General features: G+C 26.5%; 19 protein-coding genes, 2 pseudogenes and 1 riboswitch. Of the genes and pseudogenes, 5 read left to right on the forward strand and 16 right to left on the reverse strand.

What is annotated here, in order from left to right:
* Positions 1 to 148: 148 nt before the first annotated feature.
* Together ABGF48_RS00480 and ABGF48_RS00485 are read left to right on the forward strand one after the other, a co-directional pair.
* Positions 149 to 1,453, forward strand: coding sequence for an NCS2 family permease (locus ABGF48_RS00480; RefSeq protein ID WP_408104400.1), 1,305 nt, complete (start codon positions 149 to 151; stop codon positions 1,451 to 1,453).
* Between the two features lie 59 nt (positions 1,454 to 1,512).
* Positions 1,513 to 2,817, forward strand: a complete 1,305-nt coding sequence (locus tag ABGF48_RS00485) for an NCS2 family permease (RefSeq protein ID WP_408104401.1) — start codon at positions 1,513 to 1,515, stop codon at positions 2,815 to 2,817.
* 94 nt (positions 2,818 to 2,911) lie between these two features.
* Here the strand turns inward: ABGF48_RS00485 and ABGF48_RS00490 are convergent, their stop codons facing one another.
* The 6 genes from ABGF48_RS00490 to ABGF48_RS00515 form a co-directional block, all read right to left on the reverse strand.
* Positions 2,912 to 3,052 (reverse strand): hypothetical protein, encoded by a 141-nt coding sequence (locus ABGF48_RS00490; RefSeq protein ID WP_408104402.1) that lies wholly within the window; start codon positions 3,050 to 3,052, stop codon positions 2,912 to 2,914.
* Positions 3,053 to 3,163: 111 nt separating this feature from the next.
* Positions 3,164 to 3,340: a hypothetical protein gene (locus tag ABGF48_RS00495; protein ID WP_408104403.1), complete on the reverse strand. Its 177-nt coding sequence runs from the start codon at positions 3,338 to 3,340 to the stop codon at positions 3,164 to 3,166.
* A gap of 339 nt (positions 3,341 to 3,679) precedes the next feature.
* A complete protein-coding gene (locus ABGF48_RS00500) occupies positions 3,680 to 4,303 on the reverse strand; it encodes a 50S ribosomal protein L25 (protein WP_408104404.1) in 624 nt (207 codons plus the stop codon).
* 69 nt (positions 4,304 to 4,372) lie between these two features.
* Complete coding sequence (locus ABGF48_RS00505; protein WP_408104405.1) at positions 4,373 to 5,521, reverse strand: DUF1002 domain-containing protein; 1,149 nt, start codon at positions 5,519 to 5,521, stop codon at positions 4,373 to 4,375.
* Between the two features lie 13 nt (positions 5,522 to 5,534).
* Positions 5,535 to 6,644, reverse strand: coding sequence for a PIN/TRAM domain-containing protein (locus tag ABGF48_RS00510; protein WP_408104406.1), 1,110 nt, complete (start codon positions 6,642 to 6,644; stop codon positions 5,535 to 5,537).
* An 8-nt stretch (positions 6,645 to 6,652) separates the two neighbouring features.
* Positions 6,653 to 7,129: a CarD family transcriptional regulator gene (locus ABGF48_RS00515; protein WP_408104407.1), complete on the reverse strand. Its 477-nt coding sequence runs from the start codon at positions 7,127 to 7,129 to the stop codon at positions 6,653 to 6,655.
* Positions 7,130 to 7,310: 181 nt separating this feature from the next.
* Positions 7,311 to 7,396, forward strand: a riboswitch (TPP riboswitch).
* Between the two features lie 89 nt (positions 7,397 to 7,485).
* Here ABGF48_RS00515 and thiT point away from each other — a divergent pair.
* Positions 7,486 to 8,031: an energy-coupled thiamine transporter ThiT gene (gene thiT / locus ABGF48_RS00520; RefSeq protein WP_408104408.1), complete on the forward strand. Its 546-nt coding sequence runs from the start codon at positions 7,486 to 7,488 to the stop codon at positions 8,029 to 8,031.
* Between the two features lie 57 nt (positions 8,032 to 8,088).
* On the opposite strand, the gene ABGF48_RS00525 is transcribed toward thiT, so the two are convergent.
* From ABGF48_RS00525 to ABGF48_RS00565, 9 genes are all read right to left on the reverse strand, one after another.
* Positions 8,089 to 8,790 (reverse strand): LrgB family protein, encoded by a 702-nt coding sequence (locus ABGF48_RS00525; RefSeq protein ID WP_408104409.1) that lies wholly within the window; start codon positions 8,788 to 8,790, stop codon positions 8,089 to 8,091.
* Positions 8,790 to 9,143, reverse strand: coding sequence for a CidA/LrgA family protein (locus ABGF48_RS00530; RefSeq protein ID WP_408104410.1), 354 nt, complete (start codon positions 9,141 to 9,143; stop codon positions 8,790 to 8,792). The genes ABGF48_RS00525 and ABGF48_RS00530 overlap by 1 nt, the downstream gene beginning before the upstream one ends.
* Before the next feature lie 75 nt (positions 9,144 to 9,218).
* Positions 9,219 to 10,496 (reverse strand): YkvI family membrane protein, encoded by a 1,278-nt coding sequence (locus ABGF48_RS00535; protein ID WP_408104411.1) that lies wholly within the window; start codon positions 10,494 to 10,496, stop codon positions 9,219 to 9,221.
* Between the two features lie 119 nt (positions 10,497 to 10,615).
* On the reverse strand, positions 10,616 to 10,984 hold the full coding sequence (locus ABGF48_RS00540) for a class II SORL domain-containing protein (RefSeq protein WP_408104412.1): 369 nt from the start codon (positions 10,982 to 10,984) through the stop codon (positions 10,616 to 10,618).
* Positions 10,985 to 11,051: 67 nt separating this feature from the next.
* A complete protein-coding gene (locus ABGF48_RS00545) occupies positions 11,052 to 11,468 on the reverse strand; it encodes a hypothetical protein (protein WP_408104413.1) in 417 nt (138 codons plus the stop codon).
* Positions 11,469 to 11,477: 9 nt separating this feature from the next.
* On the reverse strand, positions 11,478 to 12,989 hold the full coding sequence (locus tag ABGF48_RS00550) for a Y-family DNA polymerase (protein WP_408104414.1): 1,512 nt from the start codon (positions 12,987 to 12,989) through the stop codon (positions 11,478 to 11,480).
* 118 nt (positions 12,990 to 13,107) lie between these two features.
* On the reverse strand, positions 13,108 to 13,707 hold the full coding sequence (locus ABGF48_RS00555) for a peptidylprolyl isomerase (RefSeq protein ID WP_408104441.1): 600 nt from the start codon (positions 13,705 to 13,707) through the stop codon (positions 13,108 to 13,110).
* 499 nt (positions 13,708 to 14,206) lie between these two features.
* Positions 14,207 to 14,347 carry a hypothetical protein gene (locus ABGF48_RS00560; protein ID WP_408104415.1) on the reverse strand — a complete coding sequence of 47 codons (141 nt, stop codon included), beginning with the start codon at positions 14,345 to 14,347 and terminating at the stop codon, positions 14,207 to 14,209.
* A 163-nt stretch (positions 14,348 to 14,510) separates the two neighbouring features.
* Positions 14,511 to 14,660 (reverse strand): hypothetical protein, encoded by a 150-nt coding sequence (locus ABGF48_RS00565; protein ID WP_408104416.1) that lies wholly within the window; start codon positions 14,658 to 14,660, stop codon positions 14,511 to 14,513.
* Between the two features lie 697 nt (positions 14,661 to 15,357).
* Between ABGF48_RS00565 and ABGF48_RS00570 the strand changes: the two are divergent.
* Both ABGF48_RS00570 and ABGF48_RS00575 read left to right on the forward strand, forming a co-directional pair.
* Positions 15,358 to 15,621: pseudogene (locus ABGF48_RS00570) on the forward strand (transposase); the annotation flags it as partial.
* Between the two features lie 375 nt (positions 15,622 to 15,996).
* Positions 15,997 to 16,818 (forward strand): annotated as a pseudogene (locus tag ABGF48_RS00575) (transposase); the annotation flags it as partial.
* 174 nt (positions 16,819 to 16,992) lie between these two features.
* Here the strand turns inward: ABGF48_RS00575 and ABGF48_RS00580 are convergent.
* Positions 16,993 to 17,856, reverse strand: coding sequence for a hypothetical protein (locus tag ABGF48_RS00580; protein WP_408104417.1), 864 nt, complete (start codon positions 17,854 to 17,856; stop codon positions 16,993 to 16,995).
* Positions 17,857 to 17,862: the final 6 nt, after the last annotated feature.

Consider the following 17,862-nt stretch of genomic DNA (forward strand, 5'->3'; position numbering starts at 1 on the left):
ATTTAAATATCAACTAACTATATATTATATAGTTCTTATTTATTAAAGTAAAAATTATACAATATATAGTTTGAAATAATATTGACATTTTCCTGATTCTTGATAAAATAATTGTGTTAGATTTTACTAAAATAATTCGGAGGATTATGTGGAAAAGTTTTTTAAACTTAAAGAAAATGGTACGAATGTACGTAAAGAAATAATTGCTGGTATTACTACTTTCATGACAATGGCTTACATACTATTTGTAAACCCTGGCATGTTAAAAGAAACAGGCATGAATCAACAAGGTATTTTTGTTGCAACAGCACTTTCAGGAGCAGTTGCAAGTATTATAATGGGGCTTTTAGCAAAATATCCATTCGCATTAGCACCTGGTATGGGTCTTAATGCTTATTTTACATACACAATTGTATTGAAATATGGATATACTTGGAATGAAGCCCTATTTATTATTTTAATGGAAGGTATTATTTTTATTTTACTTTCAGCTGTTAAATTTAGAGAAGTTATCTTTAAATCTATTCCTGTAACATTAAAAAATTCAATTTCCGTAGGTATTGGATTCTTTATTGCTTTCTTAGGATTCCAAAGTGCAGGTCTTGTAAAGGCTGGCGAAGGTACTTTAATTTCAGTTGGAAATATTTCAAGTCCAATTACAATCGTTGCTGTTTTAGGTATTATTATTACAGCTATATTAGTTGCTAGACAAGTTAAGGGAGCAATATTAATTGGTATTATAGCTACAACATTAATAGGTATTCCTTTTGGCGTTACAAAAATTCCTGCAAACTTCAGCCTTGTAAGTATTCCTCACGGATTCCAAGATGTTGCATTCAAAATTGCTATTCCTAAAAATATTTTAGAACAATCATTTTGGATTTCATTATTTACATTGCTATTCTTAGACATGTTTGATACAGTTGGCTCACTTGCTGGTGTTGCTTCTAAAACAAATATGTTAGATAAAGATGGAAATTTACCAAGAGTTGAAAAGGCGCTTTTAGCAGATGCTATTGGTACAACTTTCGGTGCATTAGTTGGTACATCAACAGTTACAACATTCGTTGAATCATCTGCCGGTGTTGCTGAAGGTGGTAGAACTGGTTTAACAGCAATTGTAACAGGAATTTTCTTCCTATTATCAATTGTATTTAGTCCAATATTCTTACTTGTGCCTGCAGTTGCAACAGCTCCAGCATTAATTATCGTTGGATTTTTAATGACAAGCCCATTATTAAAAATTAATTGGGAAGATTTTACAGAAGGCATCCCTGCATTTATCACAATTGCTGCAATTCCTTTCACAGAATCAATTTCTGAAGGTATTGTTTTTGGTGTGCTTTCATACACAATAATAAAAGTATTTTCAGGAAAATACAAAGAAATTAGTCCACTTGTGCTAGTATTATCAGGACTATTCTTACTAAGATATGTATTCTTGAATGCTTAATTTAATAAGGATGATTTTTCATCCTTATTTTTTATATAAAAATTTATTGAGGAGAAATAATGGAAAAATTTTTTAAATTAAAAGAAAACAAAACAAATTTTAAGACAGAATTTATCGCAGGCCTTACAACATTCATGACTATGGCTTACATATTATTCCTAAATCCAGATATGTTATCTAAAACAGGAATGGATTTCAACGGCGTATTTATCGCTACAGCTATTTCTGCTGGTGTAGCAACAATAATCATGGGATTATTCGCAAAATATCCATTCGCACTAGCTCCAGGAATTGGTCTTTCAGCATATTTCACATATACAGTTTGCTTAAAATATGGATTCAAATGGCAAGAAGCTCTATTTATAATCTTACTTGAAGGTATAATTTTTATTTTGCTATCATTCTTCAAAATTAGAGAAACAATTTTTAATTCTATTCCTAGAGACTTGAAAGAATCTATTTCGGTTGGTATTGGATTTTTCATTGCATTAATTGGATTTAACAATGCTGGTATTATAACAGGCGAAGGCGCAACAATTCTTTCATTAGGAAAAATAACTCAATCTTCAACATTACTTGCCATGCTAGGCATACTTATAACAGCGGTATTAGTTGCAAAAAATGTAAAAGGTGCAATTCTATTAGGAATAATCATTACAACTGTTATCGGCATACCAATGGGTGTAACACAAATTCCTGCTGATTTCACATTTTTCAAAATTCCTTCAGGATTGGAAAATGTTGCATTCAAAGTACAAATCCCAAAAAACATATTAAATGCATCGCTAATGATTTCAATATTTACATTTCTATTCGTAGATATGTTTGACACAGTTGGTACACTAGCCGGTGTTGCTTCTAAAACAAATTCCCTAGATGAAAATGGAAACTTACCAAGAGCAGGAAAAGCACTTTTATCAGATGCTATCGGTACAACATTAGGATCATTACTTGGAACATCAACAGTTACAACATTCGTTGAATCATCAGCAGGTGTTGCAGCAGGTGGACGTACAGGACTTACATCAGTAATCACAGGATGTTTTTTCCTTATTTCACTATTTTTAAGTCCACTATTCCTATTAGTTCCTTCAGCAGCAACAGCACCAGCTCTTATCGTAGTAGGAATATTCATGTCAACCGCAGTAAAGAAAATTAACTGGGATGATTTCTCAGTAGCAATCCCATCATTCATAACAATAGCTGCAATGCCATTTACATATTCAATAGCAGAAGGAATCGTATTTGGTATAATTTCATACACAATCGTAAACTTAGCAACTGGCCAACACAAAAAAATCAGTCCATTGCTATATGTACTAACATTTATCTTTATATTAAGATATATGTTCTTACCACTTTAATATTTATATATCATTGATGAATTGTCATTATTATATTAACAACGTCCTTCACTTTAATGTATGGATTTATATTGGATTGATGCATTGGTCATTATTATATAGTTCCAATGTCTAAAAAGTTTGGATTTACACAAAAATGATATACTGAAAAAGTATAGTAATCAGAAAAATGCAGATATGCAAAAAATGTTGTACCTGCAAAAAGTACGGTGTCCTCAAATAGTATTATGTTCATAAAAAATGCGGGAGCATCAAAAAGTACGGTCACCAAAAAATTGGACTATACACCAGAGACATTTAGATATATTTGTCTCTGGTTTTTAATTTCTTATAATTTATCTATATTTCAGATCCGAAATTTTTGAAAAATCATTTTGAGTATGGATAAAATGTCGATTTTTATATTTTCTTCCATACTTTTTCTCGCTATGAATATGGATGATTTTTTAATTATTGATTTTTCTTCCATACTTTTTCTCACTATCAATATGGATGATTTTTTAATTATTGATTTTTCTTCCATACTTTTTCTCACTATCAATATGGATGATTTTTTAATTATTGATTTTTCTTCCCTATTTTCAGGAAAACAACTTATGCAACTCCACATAGAGTCAAAATTTGAAAAAATTTTTTATTATTAAAATCTGATAACACCTACACATAAAAATTAATTAAAAAATTGCATTCTAACTATTTTCCGAACAAAAAAAGAATTAGAAATTTTACTCTCTAATTCTCTAAATATGTTATATTTTATTCCTTACCAACACTATAAGTATTTGGAAAAAATTAATTTATAATAAATATAAGTTATAAAACATTGATCTTTGACAAACAACATTTTATTTTAATAAAAATATTATTCTTCTTCACCAATTACTTCAACATCAGCAGCTGAAACCTCTGCATCATCTTCAAGAACTTCTTCTTGAGGTTCTGATAATGTACATACTACTTCTTCTAAATCAGTTAAAACAGTAATTTTTCCATCATTTATTCCATCTAGATCTTTTACGTAAAATACATCATTATATTCCATATTTTGTACATCTACTGTAAATTCTGCCGGAATATCTTTTGGTAATGTTTCAATTTCAACTTCTTCTAATTGTTGCATTAATACTGAAGGTTGAACTCTAATTTCATCTCTATTTAATAATACTACAGGAACTGAAACTCTTAATGTTTCATTCATGTTTACACCTAAGAAATCAACGTGTAAGTATTGATTTTTGAATGGGTGTCTTTGGTAATCTTTGATTAAAACATTTTTTTCTTCACCATTTACAACTAATGTTATAATTGTTGAAGTACCTGCTTCAGAAACGATTTTATCCAATTCTTTTGCAACTACTTGTAAGTTTAAATTTTCTTTTTCTCTTTGATATAATTGTGCTGGTACTAATTCTTCTCTTCTTAATTTTCTTGAAACTGCTGTTCCTTTACCTTCTCTTAGTTCAGCATTTAATTTTAATGTGCTCATTATGCCTCCTCTTATTAATTAATATCAATCGCCTTGATATTATACCATATTTTTGCTAATTATCCTAATTTAAAATAAATTTTTTAATGAATCAAATAAAGTTTTGAAGAAATTTCCTATTCCATTAAATAATTTTAAGAAAAATCCTGCTCCGTCATTTGATATACTTTTTTTTACACCATCTATCATATTACTTAATTTCTTTGTATCCAAATTATCTTTAACACTATTTAATGCATTTTCAAACTGTTCTGAATCCAAAGCATTTTTAACACCATCTGCTACTTTTTGTAAATTTTCTTTTGTCACATTATCTTTTATACTATTTAAGAAATTTTTTCCTTCATCAGTGTTTAAGAATGTTTTAACATTATCTAATTCTTTATTTGCAATATTAGGTATATTTTTTAATAAATTATCTAATTGACCCTGAACCACATTTATATTTAGATTATCAATATTTATAAAATTCTTAAAATATAATGTTAAATTTTCAATATTTACATTATTAATTACTTGATTTAAATCGCCATTTTTAACAGAATTTTCTACAATATTCTTTATTTTATCATTAGATAAATCATTCCCTGATTTTTTTTCATCTAACAATTTTTGCTTTACATCAATCACAACTTTATTTAATTTATCTTTTGAAAATCCTTCTTGTCCTTTATGTTCATCCGAAATTTTATTTACTACTTCTATTTCTTCATTTGCAACTTTTGTTTTTTGTTTATCTATAGCTATTCCCGATTGTTCAAAAACTTTATAAACGCCTGCTAATGCAGATTCTCCTGTAACCGCTCTAACAGCTGCTACTTTTATATCTACATTTTCCAATCCTGCAGTAATCGCAGCATTTGAATATTGTATAGATGTAACCTTCTGTATTGTAAGAGGTGTTGTTACCTCTACAGATATACTTTTATTATTATTTTTCTTTACATAAACGGACGAAATCATTTCTTCATCTGTTGATTGTATACCTAAATATTTTGAAGTATCTATTCCTTTTATTGGAACCTGTGTAATATTTAAATCTTTAATCCCCAATAATTTTGCTGTATCTTCTATTTCTTTTTTATTTAATCCAGCACCATATCCATAAACTTCATTTGGTATTTGAGCTGCATGAGCTGTAAATATTGAACTTAAAATACCTGCTAACATGAGTATAGCCAAAATTAAAGCTATAACTCTTATTACTCCTTTTTTCACTTTTCCTCCTAAATTAACTGTTTATAATTTTAGTAAAAATCATTTTACCAGCGGCGGTTTGTAAAACAGTAGAAACCACAACCTCCACTTGATGTCCTATTAATTCTTTTGCTTCTTCTACTACTATCATTGTTCCATCATCTAAATATGCTAATCCTTGATTTTTTTCTTTACCTTCTTTTATTATGCTTACTATCATCTTTTCACCAGGTAAAACAACAGTTTTAACAGAATTTGCTAAATCATTTATATTTAATACTTTAATATTTTGGATTAAGGCTAATTTATTTAAATTGAAATCATTAGTTAAAACCGAAGCTCCTGTTTCATTGGCATATTTCAATAATTTAATATCCACTTCTTTTGTATCCTCATAGTTTTTAGAAGTTGTTCTAAAATTAATTTTTTTAGAATTTCTAAGATCATTTACAATATCCAAACCTCTTCTTCCTCGTTCTCTTTTTAAATTATCAGAAGAATCAGCTATTAATTGCAACTCTTGAAGAACAAAATTTGGAACAATCAAATCTCCTTCGATAAAACCTGTTTCCACTATTTGTTTAATTCTACCATCAATCAAAACTGATGTATCCACTACTTTATCAGTAATTTTTGATGATAAAGTTTTAGCTTTTTTAGATAAATATTTCTTTTCAAAATCTTCATTTGAATTTTTTCTTTTAAATAGCTTCAATATATCTTCTTTATATTTTATCGAAAATCTATATCCTATACTTGCAAATGTTAAATAAATTATTATTGCAATTATTATTTTTATAGTTTCAAATATACCAGATAAAGCTAACATTGAAATCGGTAAACTTAATAAAAACGCAATAATAATTCCAAAAATAATTCCAACAAAACCAATTATCAATGTTTCTTTAGGTTCTTTAACTACTAAATCTTCTAATCTATCCAACATTTTTTCTATTTTTTTTATAAAAAGTGGTGTTATTATATAAAATAAAATAGTCATCAAAATAATAAATACTCCATTAAAAGAGTATTTCAAAATATTATTTTCTAGCGTTAAAACACTTTCTAACAATAATTTAGAAATACCATATCCCAAAGGAATACCTAAAAGTGAGATGACTATTCTAAGGATTTTTTTTATCATATATTCTCCTATTCTAAAGTAATTGCATCATCTATCATTGCCATAGCTTCTTCTTTTGTCATGGACCCTACAATTACTAACTCTGATACCATAACTCTTTTTGCATTTATCAACATTTTATTTTCAGATGCAGATAGTCCTTTTCTTTGACTCAAATCGCTTAAATTTCTTACAATATCTGCTATTTCAAATATATTTCCTGATTTAATATGTTCTAAATTATCTCTAAATCTTTTACCCCAATTTTGAGACATTTCAGTAACATCTGATCTCAATATTTCCATTACAGCTCTACCTTCTTCCTTAGTTATTACCGGACGAATTTTTTCACTTTCTGTAACTGGAACTGAAATAGTAATATTATTAATAGGAAACCTTAAAATGTAGAACATTTCTGTATTTCCAAAAATTTCTATTTCTTGAATATCCTCAATTGTACCTGCTCCGTGTATTGAATAAACTATTTTGTCACCAATATTATACATGATACCCTCCTTATATAAATTATACTACTTTAATCAAATAAAGTAAATTTAGATGATAGCATATATTTATTTAAATTCTAGTGTATAAATGTGTTTAAAATGTGAATTTTGTATTACCTTTTTGTAAGATTTGATACCAATATATTAAATTTGATTAAATAAATTAATTAGGTTATAATAAATGTGTCACTAGGGGCGCATAAAGCTGAGAAGTACCCTTGACCTGATCTATATAATGATAGCGTAGGAAAGTGAGATAAAAGCAAATATTATTAACATTTATTTTAAACTACCTTCCCCATTGGTAGTTTTTTTATTTGCAAATCTTTCAATCAAATTTTTTAACAGGAGAAATAATGAATAAAAATAAATTTTTTAGTACTCAAATGATAGTTGAAGCTGGATTAATGTTAGCTTTAGCTGTTATTTTAGCTCAATTTAAATTATACAAAATGCCTCAAGGTGGTAGCATATCATTAAAATTATTACCCCTAATGATTTTTGCTATTAGATGGGGCGCACCAGCAGGAATGATAGTTGGTGCATTATTCGGAGTAATTAGTCTTATAATTAAACCTGAAATAATACATCATATACAAGTTATTCTTGATTATCCACTACCAAGTGCTTTAATGGGGTTAGCCGGCATTACATTCTTAGATAATAAATATGAGTTCAAAGGTTATATACCTTTTATAGTTTTATCATATGTACTAAGATTAGTTGTCCATTTCCTTTCAGGTATAATATATTTTGCTCAATATACTCCAGAAGGAATGAGCCCAGCATACTATTCATTTGTATATAATATAACTTATTTAGGACCAGAACTTTTAATTTTCTTGGTATTCATAAGCTTATTCTGGAAATATATAACTTCAATCTTAACAAAACAAATATAATTAATTTTATATAGATCAAAAAAAGTGTTGCATAATCCAACACTTTTTTTAGTTACTCTATTTAAATAAACTTATGAATATAGGAATTAATATTACAGATATAAATCCAGACAATGCAATAGAAAGCCCACTCATAGCTCCTTCTACTTCTCCCATTTGTATTGCTTTTGATGTGCCAACCGCATGAGATGCAGTACCTAAACCTATTCCTTTTGCAACCCTATCTCTGATTCCAAAAACCCTAAATACAAATGGTGACATAACTGCTCCAATTATTCCTGTAAGAATAATTGCAAAAACTGTTATTGCAGATATTCCTCCAAATTCTTCAGAAATTGAAACTCCTATAGCTGTAGTTAAAGATTTTGGCACTAAGGAAATTTGTAAATCTCCTTCTAAACCAACAAGCTTAGTCATTAAAAATACCGAAACAATTGCTGTTATAACTCCAGATATTACACCTACAAAAATAGCTATAAAATTTCTTTTTAATAAATCTAAATTCTTGTACAAATTAACAACTAAAGCAACTGTAGATGGTCCAATTAAAAAAGTAATATAAATTCCACCATTATTATAATCTTCATATTTTATACCTAAACCTAATAAAATTAAAATTACAACTACAGATGTAACTAATACAGGATTTAAAAAAGCAATTTTTGTTTTTTTACTTATTTGCAAAGCAATTATATAAATTCCTACAGTTAAAAATATCCCAAATGCAGGTAATTTTGATAAAGAATGTATTAATTCCATTATTTTATACCTCCCATTTTTTGAACGATTTCAACAACTTTTGCTGTAACTCCCATAGTTATAAATGTTGTAACAAATAAAACCGCTAAAATTTTTAGTAAATTCGGCCCCAATAAATCAAACTTTGTTATCAAAGACACAGATAACGGAACAAATAAAAGACCCAAGTGAGCTAATAATGCATCGGATGTATCTTCAACATCTTTAACCTTTACAAATTTTAATATTAATAATACAGTCAAAATAAGCATACCATATACAACATCAGGAATCGGCACTGGAACAAGCATCCTAATAAACCCGCCTAAAAACATACAGACAAAAATAATAAATATCCCTTTTAAATTTTTCATAATTTCTCCTAATAAAAACAATACTTTTATTATTCTACTCGAATTTTAAAATAATATCAAAAATTTTTTAGCTTGTTATTCATTTCTACTGTTTAGATGCTCTTCAACTCTTTCCAGTGCATTTTGTCTTATATCTTTATTATTTATATGAGAATTATCTATCATAATTTTTAATTTAATTGATTGATCTTCTGTAAATTCTTGATTTTCATCTTCTCTCGCTAAAATTAATCTCAATATTTTTTGTCTTCTAATTTTTTCTTTCTTTAAGTTTTTTCTTTCAACAAACCACCAATAAAACATTACAATTATCAAAATCAATCCAATATATCCTATTATTGGATACATTAACCCAACTAATTTCTTAAATCCTAAAAAGCTTAACATAAAACCAATAGAAACTAGTATTAATAATGAAATATTAAACTTAGTTCTTTTTTCTCCACCGACTCTTCTAGCTAATGAATAATAAAGACTTATACCTGTGTTAAAAATCATTCCATAAATTATTAAAGACATTAAAGTTCCTAAAATAGGATGAATGTTATTTATCAACAATTGCATAGGTAAATCAGAGCCTTGAACCATCTTGATTTGAGTATATAAAGTAATCTCTGAAATAAATGTAATTATACCAGTAATTGCTCCCCCAATCCTTCCTCCATTACTTGCTATTTTTTGATTAAATTCTTCTCCACCTAAAACAAAAGCCATTGAACATCCGGTTATTATGCACATAGAAAAATAATTTACAGTTGATACAAAAACATTTGGTAATGATGTTGGTTGATTAATAGCAATATCTGTTGCCTCCTTTAAATTTACATTTGTAAATAAAAATGTATATATAGTTCCTAAAAATATAAATCCTACAATTAATGGTGTAAAAGCTCCAATAACTGATGATACCTTATTAAAATCGAATTGACTAATTAATAATATCATTAAAGAACAAATCAAAGCTCCTACCCAGACTGGAATTCCGAATTGTTGATTCAAATTAGATCCTGCCCCAGCTATCATTACAAAACCTAATATAAAGCAAGTTATAATAAGTCCAAAATCAAGAAATTTAACAATCCATGGATGAGTTATTTTATCCAAAACTTCACTATGATCTGATGCTAAAAAATATGATCCCAAAGATAAAATAATACGACCAAATATCATATGCAATATTCCTACTATTAAAACGCCAATAATTCCAGAAATACCAAAACTTATAAAATATTGCATCAACTCTTGACCAGAAGCTAATCCTGCTCCTGTTAGTACTCCAACATATGCAAATGCTATTTGCATACTTTTATTAAATTGTCTTCTTTTTATTATCTTTTTTAATTCTATATCCACTAATTTCTCCTTTTTATCCACCAAAGATTGTCATTAAATTTATACTTAAATGAATACCAAAAAATTAAACCCTTTTAAATCTAAAGAGACTTAAAAGGGCATAATTTAAATATGTTTTATTATTCTAAAACTAATTCAGCTTCATTTTCCCATAATCCATGGATATTGCAATAACTTTGAGCTAATAATTTACCATTTTTTTCTGCCTTAAATGTTACTACAGCTTGAGGATCTGTTAATGATTCTCCTTCACCATGAGCTGTAAAGTTTACATCAGCAACTTGTACTGGTAATTTTGCACCTTCTGGTAAATAATATAATTTAATCCATCCAATGTGGTGTTCAAAAGTATTTGGATGAGCAATTTCTTCTCCAACTCTTACTTTTACTGTTACTTCGTTTTTATCAGCAGATAAAACTGTAATTGACGGAACGTGTTTTTCACCTTTCCAATCTCCAACTTGTACTGTATCTTTTAAATATGCCATTTAATTTCCTCCCTTAATTTCTAACACAATAATATTATACTAATAAATTAAATTATTTACATTAATATTATTTTTTAATCAATTCAATATCAATTATATTCATTATATCTAATTCAAGTTTATCTTCAAATATAATTTTTTTACTATTGAAATCTAATTTTTTTATTTTTAAATTTTGTATAATATATTCTCCACCTGATTTTTTCAAATCATTTTTAAAATATGTTACTTTTATAATTGAATTTTGATTAATATTTTTTATTATCTCTATTAGTTTATAATCTAATAAATCTTTATAATTTTCGCTAAGTTCTTGCTTTTTTTCAGTTAATCGAGCCACTTCATCAACGGCATCTTGATGCCCTGTAAGTGCAGCAAAAGGTGCAAATTGTGCTGCTCTATCATAAACACTCATCCTATTTATATTAAATGTTGGTCTTTCAATGTCCATTATATCTGAATAATCATGTATATTTTTTTTCATAATATATCCTTACGCTTTATGTCCACCTATAGATTTATTTCTTTTTATCAATGTAGAACTCTCTTCTAAATTGATAGCTTTTAATAGCGCGTTTTTTCCGAACTTATTTTTTATATCTATTGCAGCTTTTTGTAATCTCTCTTCTTTTAGCATTAAATCTTTCTCAATATCTATCCTTTTAGCTTGAAATTCAAAACTATTTCCTGATAAGAAACTAATCTGAATATCTTCATTATTTTTAACATCATCAAAAGATTTTAAATCGTCTGCTGAAATATTAAATTTTCTAATCGTAAGTCTCTTGTTCACTTTTTCTTTATATACTTCCAACACTTTTTCAATCATTAGTCTTGTCGATCGAGTATATTTACCTAATTTAACTGAAAATCTACAATAAGACGGTTTTTTTCTCCCATATCTATCTATAGAGATATTTCCTTCATATCCTTTTTCTATATTTTCTATATCATATTCTATATTAATAGTAAGATGATTAGTTGTAAAATTTTTTTCTATTAAATTTATCGAAATCAAATCCATCATCTCTTTTATGATAATTAAACTTTCATTATAAGTATATGGTCTAGTCATTACCTGTCCCATAGATATGCTCCTATGCTCTGGTTTATAAGATTTTATATCTTTTATAGTTACAGGTTCATATCCCCAAGCATGATCTACTAATATTTCAGCATTTATTCCAAATGTATCAAATAATAATTTTATATTGTGATATTCATTATCTGATCCTAAAGAACATTTTGCTATATCACCCATCGTAAACAAACCAATATTTTTCAATCTATTTGCATAACCTACACCCACTCTCCAAAAATCAGTTATAGGTTTATGATTCCACATATATTTTCTATATGAATATTCATCAAGTTCAGCAATTCTAACGCCATCTTTATCCGCATTTATATGCTTTGCTCTTATATCCATAGCAACTTTTGCAAGATACAAATTACTGCCTATCCCAGCTGTTGCAGTTATTCCTGTTGAATTTAATATATCTAATATTATCATTTTTGCAAATTCTCTAGGTGTCTTTTTTGAATATCTTAAATAATTGGTTACATCCAAAAAAACTTCATCTATTGAATATACATGAATATCCTCTTTAGCAATGTATTTCAAATATATATCAAATATTTTAGTACTGTATTCTATATAATATGCCATTCTTGGTGGAGCTGCTATGTAATCTATACTAAGATATGGATTATTAATTAATTCTCTATCATCTACAGATTTTCCAATAAAATTTTGCCAATTTATACTTTTTCTTCTTAATCTATTAGCATATTTTACTTTTTGAACTACTTCAAATAATCTAGATCTTCCCGATAATCCCAATTTTTTTAATGAAGGTGTAACAGCTAAACATATTGTTTTTTCTGTTTTAGATGCATCTGCAACAACTAAATTTGTATTTAATGGATCCAATCCTCTCTCTACACACTCAACCGATGCATAAAATGATTTTAAATCTATCGCTATATAAACTTTTTGCTTCATTTTTTATCTCCAAGTTTATTTTACAACATTCCAGTTTAAAAATCAAACATTTGTTCGTTTTTTATTTAAAAATATAAGCTATAGATCTTTTTTACAAATTCAATAGCTTATATTAATACTATTCTTCAATAGTTATTTTTTCTATAACAACATCTTTAACAGGTTTATCTGCTGCATCTCTTTCAACCTTAGAAATTTTTTCTGCAACATCCATTCCTTTTACTACATGACCAAAAACTGTATGTCTACCATCTAAATGAGGTGTCCCTCCCAAATTTTTATAAGCATCAATTACAGAATCTGGGAAACCTCCCTTTTCTCCCAATTTTTTCATTTGTCCGACTAAATTATCATTTATATTATTTTTAGCTGTTACTATAAAAAATTGAGAACCGTTTGTATTTGGACCGGCATTCGCCATTGATAAGGCCCCATAGAAGTTTCTGTAATTTACATCAAATTCATCTTCAAAAGATTTTTTCCAAATGCTTTCTCCACCTCTACCTGTTCCTGTAGGATCTCCACCTTGTATCATAAATCCTTCGATAACTCTATGGAAAATTATTCCTTCATAATATCCATCTTTAGCATGTTTTACAAAGTTTTCTACAGCTTTAGGTGCTACTTTAGGGAATAAAATCAACTCCATTTCTCCCATATTTGTTACAATTTTAGCCTTAATGTTTCCTTCTTTATATCCTTCTACTTGATTCAACATTTTAGATTCTCCTTTTTTCACTTCTGAGTTTGTTTCATTTTTTGTTTCTTTATTTTCAACTTTTTTTGAACATCCTACAATAAAAATTAAACAAAAAAATAAAATTAATAATTTTTTCAATTTTCCCTCCATATCTTTAATATATAGATTATAACATAAAAAACAGTTGAAGATAATACATAATTATCCTAAACTATAAATATAATCATTTATCTAATTTTGATATTTCATCTTTCTTACTTTTAACAACATGTTTTACAAACCAAATAAAGAATAATACAAATACAAATGCTACTGGATAAGATATTTGATATCCTGTAAATCCAAATCTAGAATCTAAAGAAAATCCTAAATCCGCATGTAATATATATTATGATACAATAAATGTATAAAATGCTCCAGGTATCAACGCTATTAAATATTTTTTACCTTTCATTTTTAGATAAACTGATATTAATAACAATGCAAATATAGCAGTAAATTGATTCATAAATCCAAATTATCTCCATAAAAAGTTAAATCCATTTTTATCAGATTTAGCAAAAATTAAAATCGCTATAGCAGGTATAAAAATTGCTATAGATAACATTATTCTCTTAATTAGTGCTTTTTGATTAATTGAAAATTGCTCTGCAATCATAAGTCTCAATGATCTAAATGCTGTATCTCCATTTGTTATAGGTAAAATTATAATTACTGCTCCAGCTAATACACATCCAAGTTGAATTGTAATAAAAGCAATAGGTCAATGAATTGGTCCTAATACTGGCCTTGTACCTGCAATATTTAACAATTCAACAAGTTCATTTTTTCATTCCAATATAATCAACCCCATCAGCTTCATTAACAGCTGGAGTTTTCCTGTCATCAGGACCTAAAACTTTTTCACAATATTTCCCATATAAATATCCACCTAAACCTAAAATGATTAATCCTAATATAAATAAAATCATATAAGTCCTCCTAAAATAGGATTATATTAATATTGTAATACGTTTTCATAAGCTTTTTTTCTTTTTTTCTCTTTTTTTATTTTTTTAAATAAAAAGGGGCTGTTGCAAAATAATTAAAATTGTTATTTTGTAATAGTCTTTTTACATTGTAATTTTAGATATACCATTCAATTTAATAGTAAAAAAAAGAATGGATTAAAAATAGATAAAATTACCATTCCAAACTAAATAATAGAAAAAGGAATTGATAAGAAAATAAGATTTATACCATTCAATTTAACATTAATAAAAAAAGAATAGATTTTAATAAGGGATTTTATACCATTCAAAAGAACTAAACTTACAATGGAATGGATTGAGTAATAACATTTATACCATTCTAAAAGTGAAAATCATAAAAAGAAATGAAAAATCAAGATAATAATAGCAATTCTTATTAATAAAACATAAATATGAATTGGAAATATAAATAAAAAAGAGACTGTTGCAAAATAAAAAATAGCCTTTAAATTACAAAAATTTAATAAAAACATAAAACAAGCCCTAGATTTCAACATCTAGGGCTTGTTTTTGGTATAATATTAATATGAAAAGTAAAAATAATATACCATGCTTAAATTTTAATTTAAATCATGGACAAATTCAAGTTAAAATGGATTTTAATACTGATGTTGTGGTTGAAAATGAAGCTAAATTAATGGTTTTGCAAAATTTAGTAAAGGAATTAAACTTAGATTTAATAAAAAATGCTTACTCTCAAAAAGGGAGAAAACCAGTAATAGACCCAATTTCAATGTTTCAGATTTTAATCTATTGTTATTCAGAAGGCATTAAATCATCAAGAGAAATAGAGAAAATGTGTAAATATGATCTTCAAATTTTGTATTTACTTCAAGGACAAAAATCTCCGGATCATTCTACTATCAATAGATTTAGACAAAAATTAGAACCTTTTGTAGAAAAAATATTAGAAAAAAATAATAAGTTTTTAATTGATAATAACCTTTTAGATGCTTCTAGTATTTACATTGACGAAACAAAAATTGAAGCAAATGCTAATAAATACACTTTTGTATGGAAAAAGGCGGTTATTAAATTTAAGGATAAGTTAATAAAAAAAGTAATTAAATATTTCAATCTTGATGAAACTATCGAAGAAAACTCTTTAATTAAGTTTTTAGAAAATGAGAATAAAAAACTTTCAAAAAAAAATTGAATCAGAAAATATAGTAATTGTACATGGAAAAGGAAAAAGAAAAACAGATACACAAAAAAATTTGAATTAATTAATCAGTATCTAACTAAATTTTTAGAATACAATAAGCATTTGGAAATTATGGGAGAAAGAAATAGTTATTCAAAAACCGATAATGATGCAACTTTTATGAGAATGAAAGATGATCATATGTTAAATGGACAATTAAAACCAGCATATAATATACAATTTGCAACAAGTGGAAACTTCATTTTAGGAATTTATGGTTCTCACCATCCTTCTGATATGTATACATTACCTCTTTTAATAAATAAACTTTATCCAATATATAAAAATAAAATGGATAAAATTGTATGTGATGCTGGTTATGAAAGTGAAGAAAATTATGTGTTTTTAGATGAAAAAAAATTAAGAGCATTCATAAAACCTAGTAATTATAAGATATCAAAAACAAGAAAATATAAGAAGAAACAAGAATTTAGAGAAAATTTAATTTATGATAAAGATTTAGATCAATATAAAACTGAGGGAGGGAAAATTTTTCTAAGGATAAAAGATAGAAAAAAAGTTAAAAAAAGTGGATATATTTCAATTTCTAAAGTATATAAATGTTTTGATTGGAATTTAAATGGTACAAAAACTAAATCAATATGGTTTACTGAAATTTTTGAAAAATATAGATTAAAATCATTAGAAAATATAACTTCAAATGAAGGAATTAACGAAAGAGTTAATCGTTCAGTTCAAGCTAAAGGAGCATTTTCAAAATTAAAAGAAGGATTAAAATATAGTAGATTCAAACATAAAGGTCTTAAAAACATTTTAAGTGAAATAAATTTAATGGCTATAGCAATGAATTTAAATACATTAACATATAAAATTTTAAATAAAGATTTTAATCCTACAAGATATATATCAGTTGAAGAAAAAGTAGCACAGTAAAAAAAATAAAAATTAGCTACCTTAGTTTTTTGTACCCAAAAACCAAATAATTTGGATATTTTTAGAAAGTAGATTAAAAATATATTATATCAAATTATTGAAATTTCAATTAAAAAGTAAAAGCTATTACAAAATAACATTTTTAGTTATTTTGCAACAGCTCTCTTAAAAAAATTATTTTTCAATTTTATTTTCAAAATTGTGTGATACAAATATATACAATAATATAGATGAAACAAAATTTATTCCTAAATTAATATATCTCATCCAATATAAATTAGGATTTATTGTGGAATCTAACGAAATTGTTGATGAAGTATATGAATTTGTAAAGGATATTGGTGAAAAAATCATGGACAATACAAAACCATATATAATAGATAATATAATGTAATACAATATCCACATAGATGAATCTTGCTTTCTTCTACCAATTCTATAATCAATTATTACTGATGAATACATTAAAAGTATTGTGAATATACCACTTATAATCCAAACAAATGATATATATATAATATCTTTTATAGATATTTCTCTTAAAAATTCATAAAATTTTGGAGATGTTATAAATCCACTTACTTGATTCCAAAAATCATTAACATTCACAACTCCTGGTATCAAAACCCATACTATATATGCCAATAAAGTATTAAACGCTATTGTAATTATTGGTAAAATCATCAACCAAAATAATGACACTAAAATTTTAGCTCCTATAATTTGATATCCTGATTTAGGTATTGAAAATGTAATATATCCTTGTCCATAATAAATATCTTTTTTTAATATATTTGCTAAAGTTATATAATACAAAAATCCAGTAACAATAATTAAAATTATCCCAGCAAATACGATTAATCCTGAAATAGTTGCAATAAATCCTAATGGTCCACTAGTATGTAAATTAGACATTGCATATCTAACAACTCCACTAATTATCACTTGTAACAAAAGTGATACCAATAAAATAATTCCAATTTGTTGAAAAACTTTTTTTCTACTATTTCTAAATTCATATTTTAATAATTTTCCCATAGAATC

The organism is Helcococcus bovis, assembly GCF_046035835.1.
Taxonomy (GTDB): domain Bacteria; phylum Bacillota; class Clostridia; order Tissierellales; family Peptoniphilaceae; genus Helcococcus; species Helcococcus bovis.

What these genes read in the sequence shown, in the direction of transcription:
- ABGF48_RS00485 (WP_408104401.1), top strand. Translation starts at nt 1,513, where the DNA reads ATGGAAAAATTTTTTAAATTAAAAGAAAACAAAACAAATTTTAAGACA.
- ABGF48_RS00490 (WP_408104402.1), bottom strand. Translation starts at nt 3,052, where the DNA reads ATGAACATAATACTATTTGAGGACACCGTACTTTTTGCAGGTACAACA.
- ABGF48_RS00495 (WP_408104403.1), bottom strand. Translation starts at nt 3,340, where the DNA reads ATGGAAGAAAAATCAATAATTAAAAAATCATCCATATTGATAGTGAGA.
- ABGF48_RS00500 (WP_408104404.1), bottom strand. Translation starts at nt 4,303, where the DNA reads ATGAGCACATTAAAATTAAATGCTGAACTAAGAGAAGGTAAAGGAACA.
- ABGF48_RS00510 (WP_408104406.1), bottom strand. Translation starts at nt 6,644, where the DNA reads ATGATAAAAAAAATCCTTAGAATAGTCATCTCACTTTTAGGTATTCCT.
- ABGF48_RS00515 (WP_408104407.1), bottom strand. Translation starts at nt 7,129, where the DNA reads ATGTATAATATTGGTGACAAAATAGTTTATTCAATACACGGAGCAGGT.
- thiT (WP_408104408.1), top strand. Translation starts at nt 7,486, where the DNA reads ATGAATAAAAATAAATTTTTTAGTACTCAAATGATAGTTGAAGCTGGA.
- ABGF48_RS00525 (WP_408104409.1), bottom strand. Translation starts at nt 8,790, where the DNA reads ATGGAATTAATACATTCTTTATCAAAATTACCTGCATTTGGGATATTT.
- ABGF48_RS00530 (WP_408104410.1), bottom strand. Translation starts at nt 9,143, where the DNA reads ATGAAAAATTTAAAAGGGATATTTATTATTTTTGTCTGTATGTTTTTA.
- ABGF48_RS00540 (WP_408104412.1), bottom strand. Translation starts at nt 10,984, where the DNA reads ATGGCATATTTAAAAGATACAGTACAAGTTGGAGATTGGAAAGGTGAA.
- ABGF48_RS00545 (WP_408104413.1), bottom strand. Translation starts at nt 11,468, where the DNA reads ATGAAAAAAAATATACATGATTATTCAGATATAATGGACATTGAAAGA.
- ABGF48_RS00550 (WP_408104414.1), bottom strand. Translation starts at nt 12,989, where the DNA reads ATGAAGCAAAAAGTTTATATAGCGATAGATTTAAAATCATTTTATGCA.
- ABGF48_RS00555 (WP_408104441.1), bottom strand. Translation starts at nt 13,707, where the DNA reads ATGTTGAATCAAGTAGAAGGATATAAAGAAGGAAACATTAAGGCTAAA.
- ABGF48_RS00560 (WP_408104415.1), bottom strand. Translation starts at nt 14,347, where the DNA reads ATGATTGCAGAGCAATTTTCAATTAATCAAAAAGCACTAATTAAGAGA.
- ABGF48_RS00565 (WP_408104416.1), bottom strand. Translation starts at nt 14,660, where the DNA reads ATGATTTTATTTATATTAGGATTAATCATTTTAGGTTTAGGTGGATAT.
- ABGF48_RS00580 (WP_408104417.1), bottom strand. Translation starts at nt 17,856, where the DNA reads ATGGGAAAATTATTAAAATATGAATTTAGAAATAGTAGAAAAAAAGTT.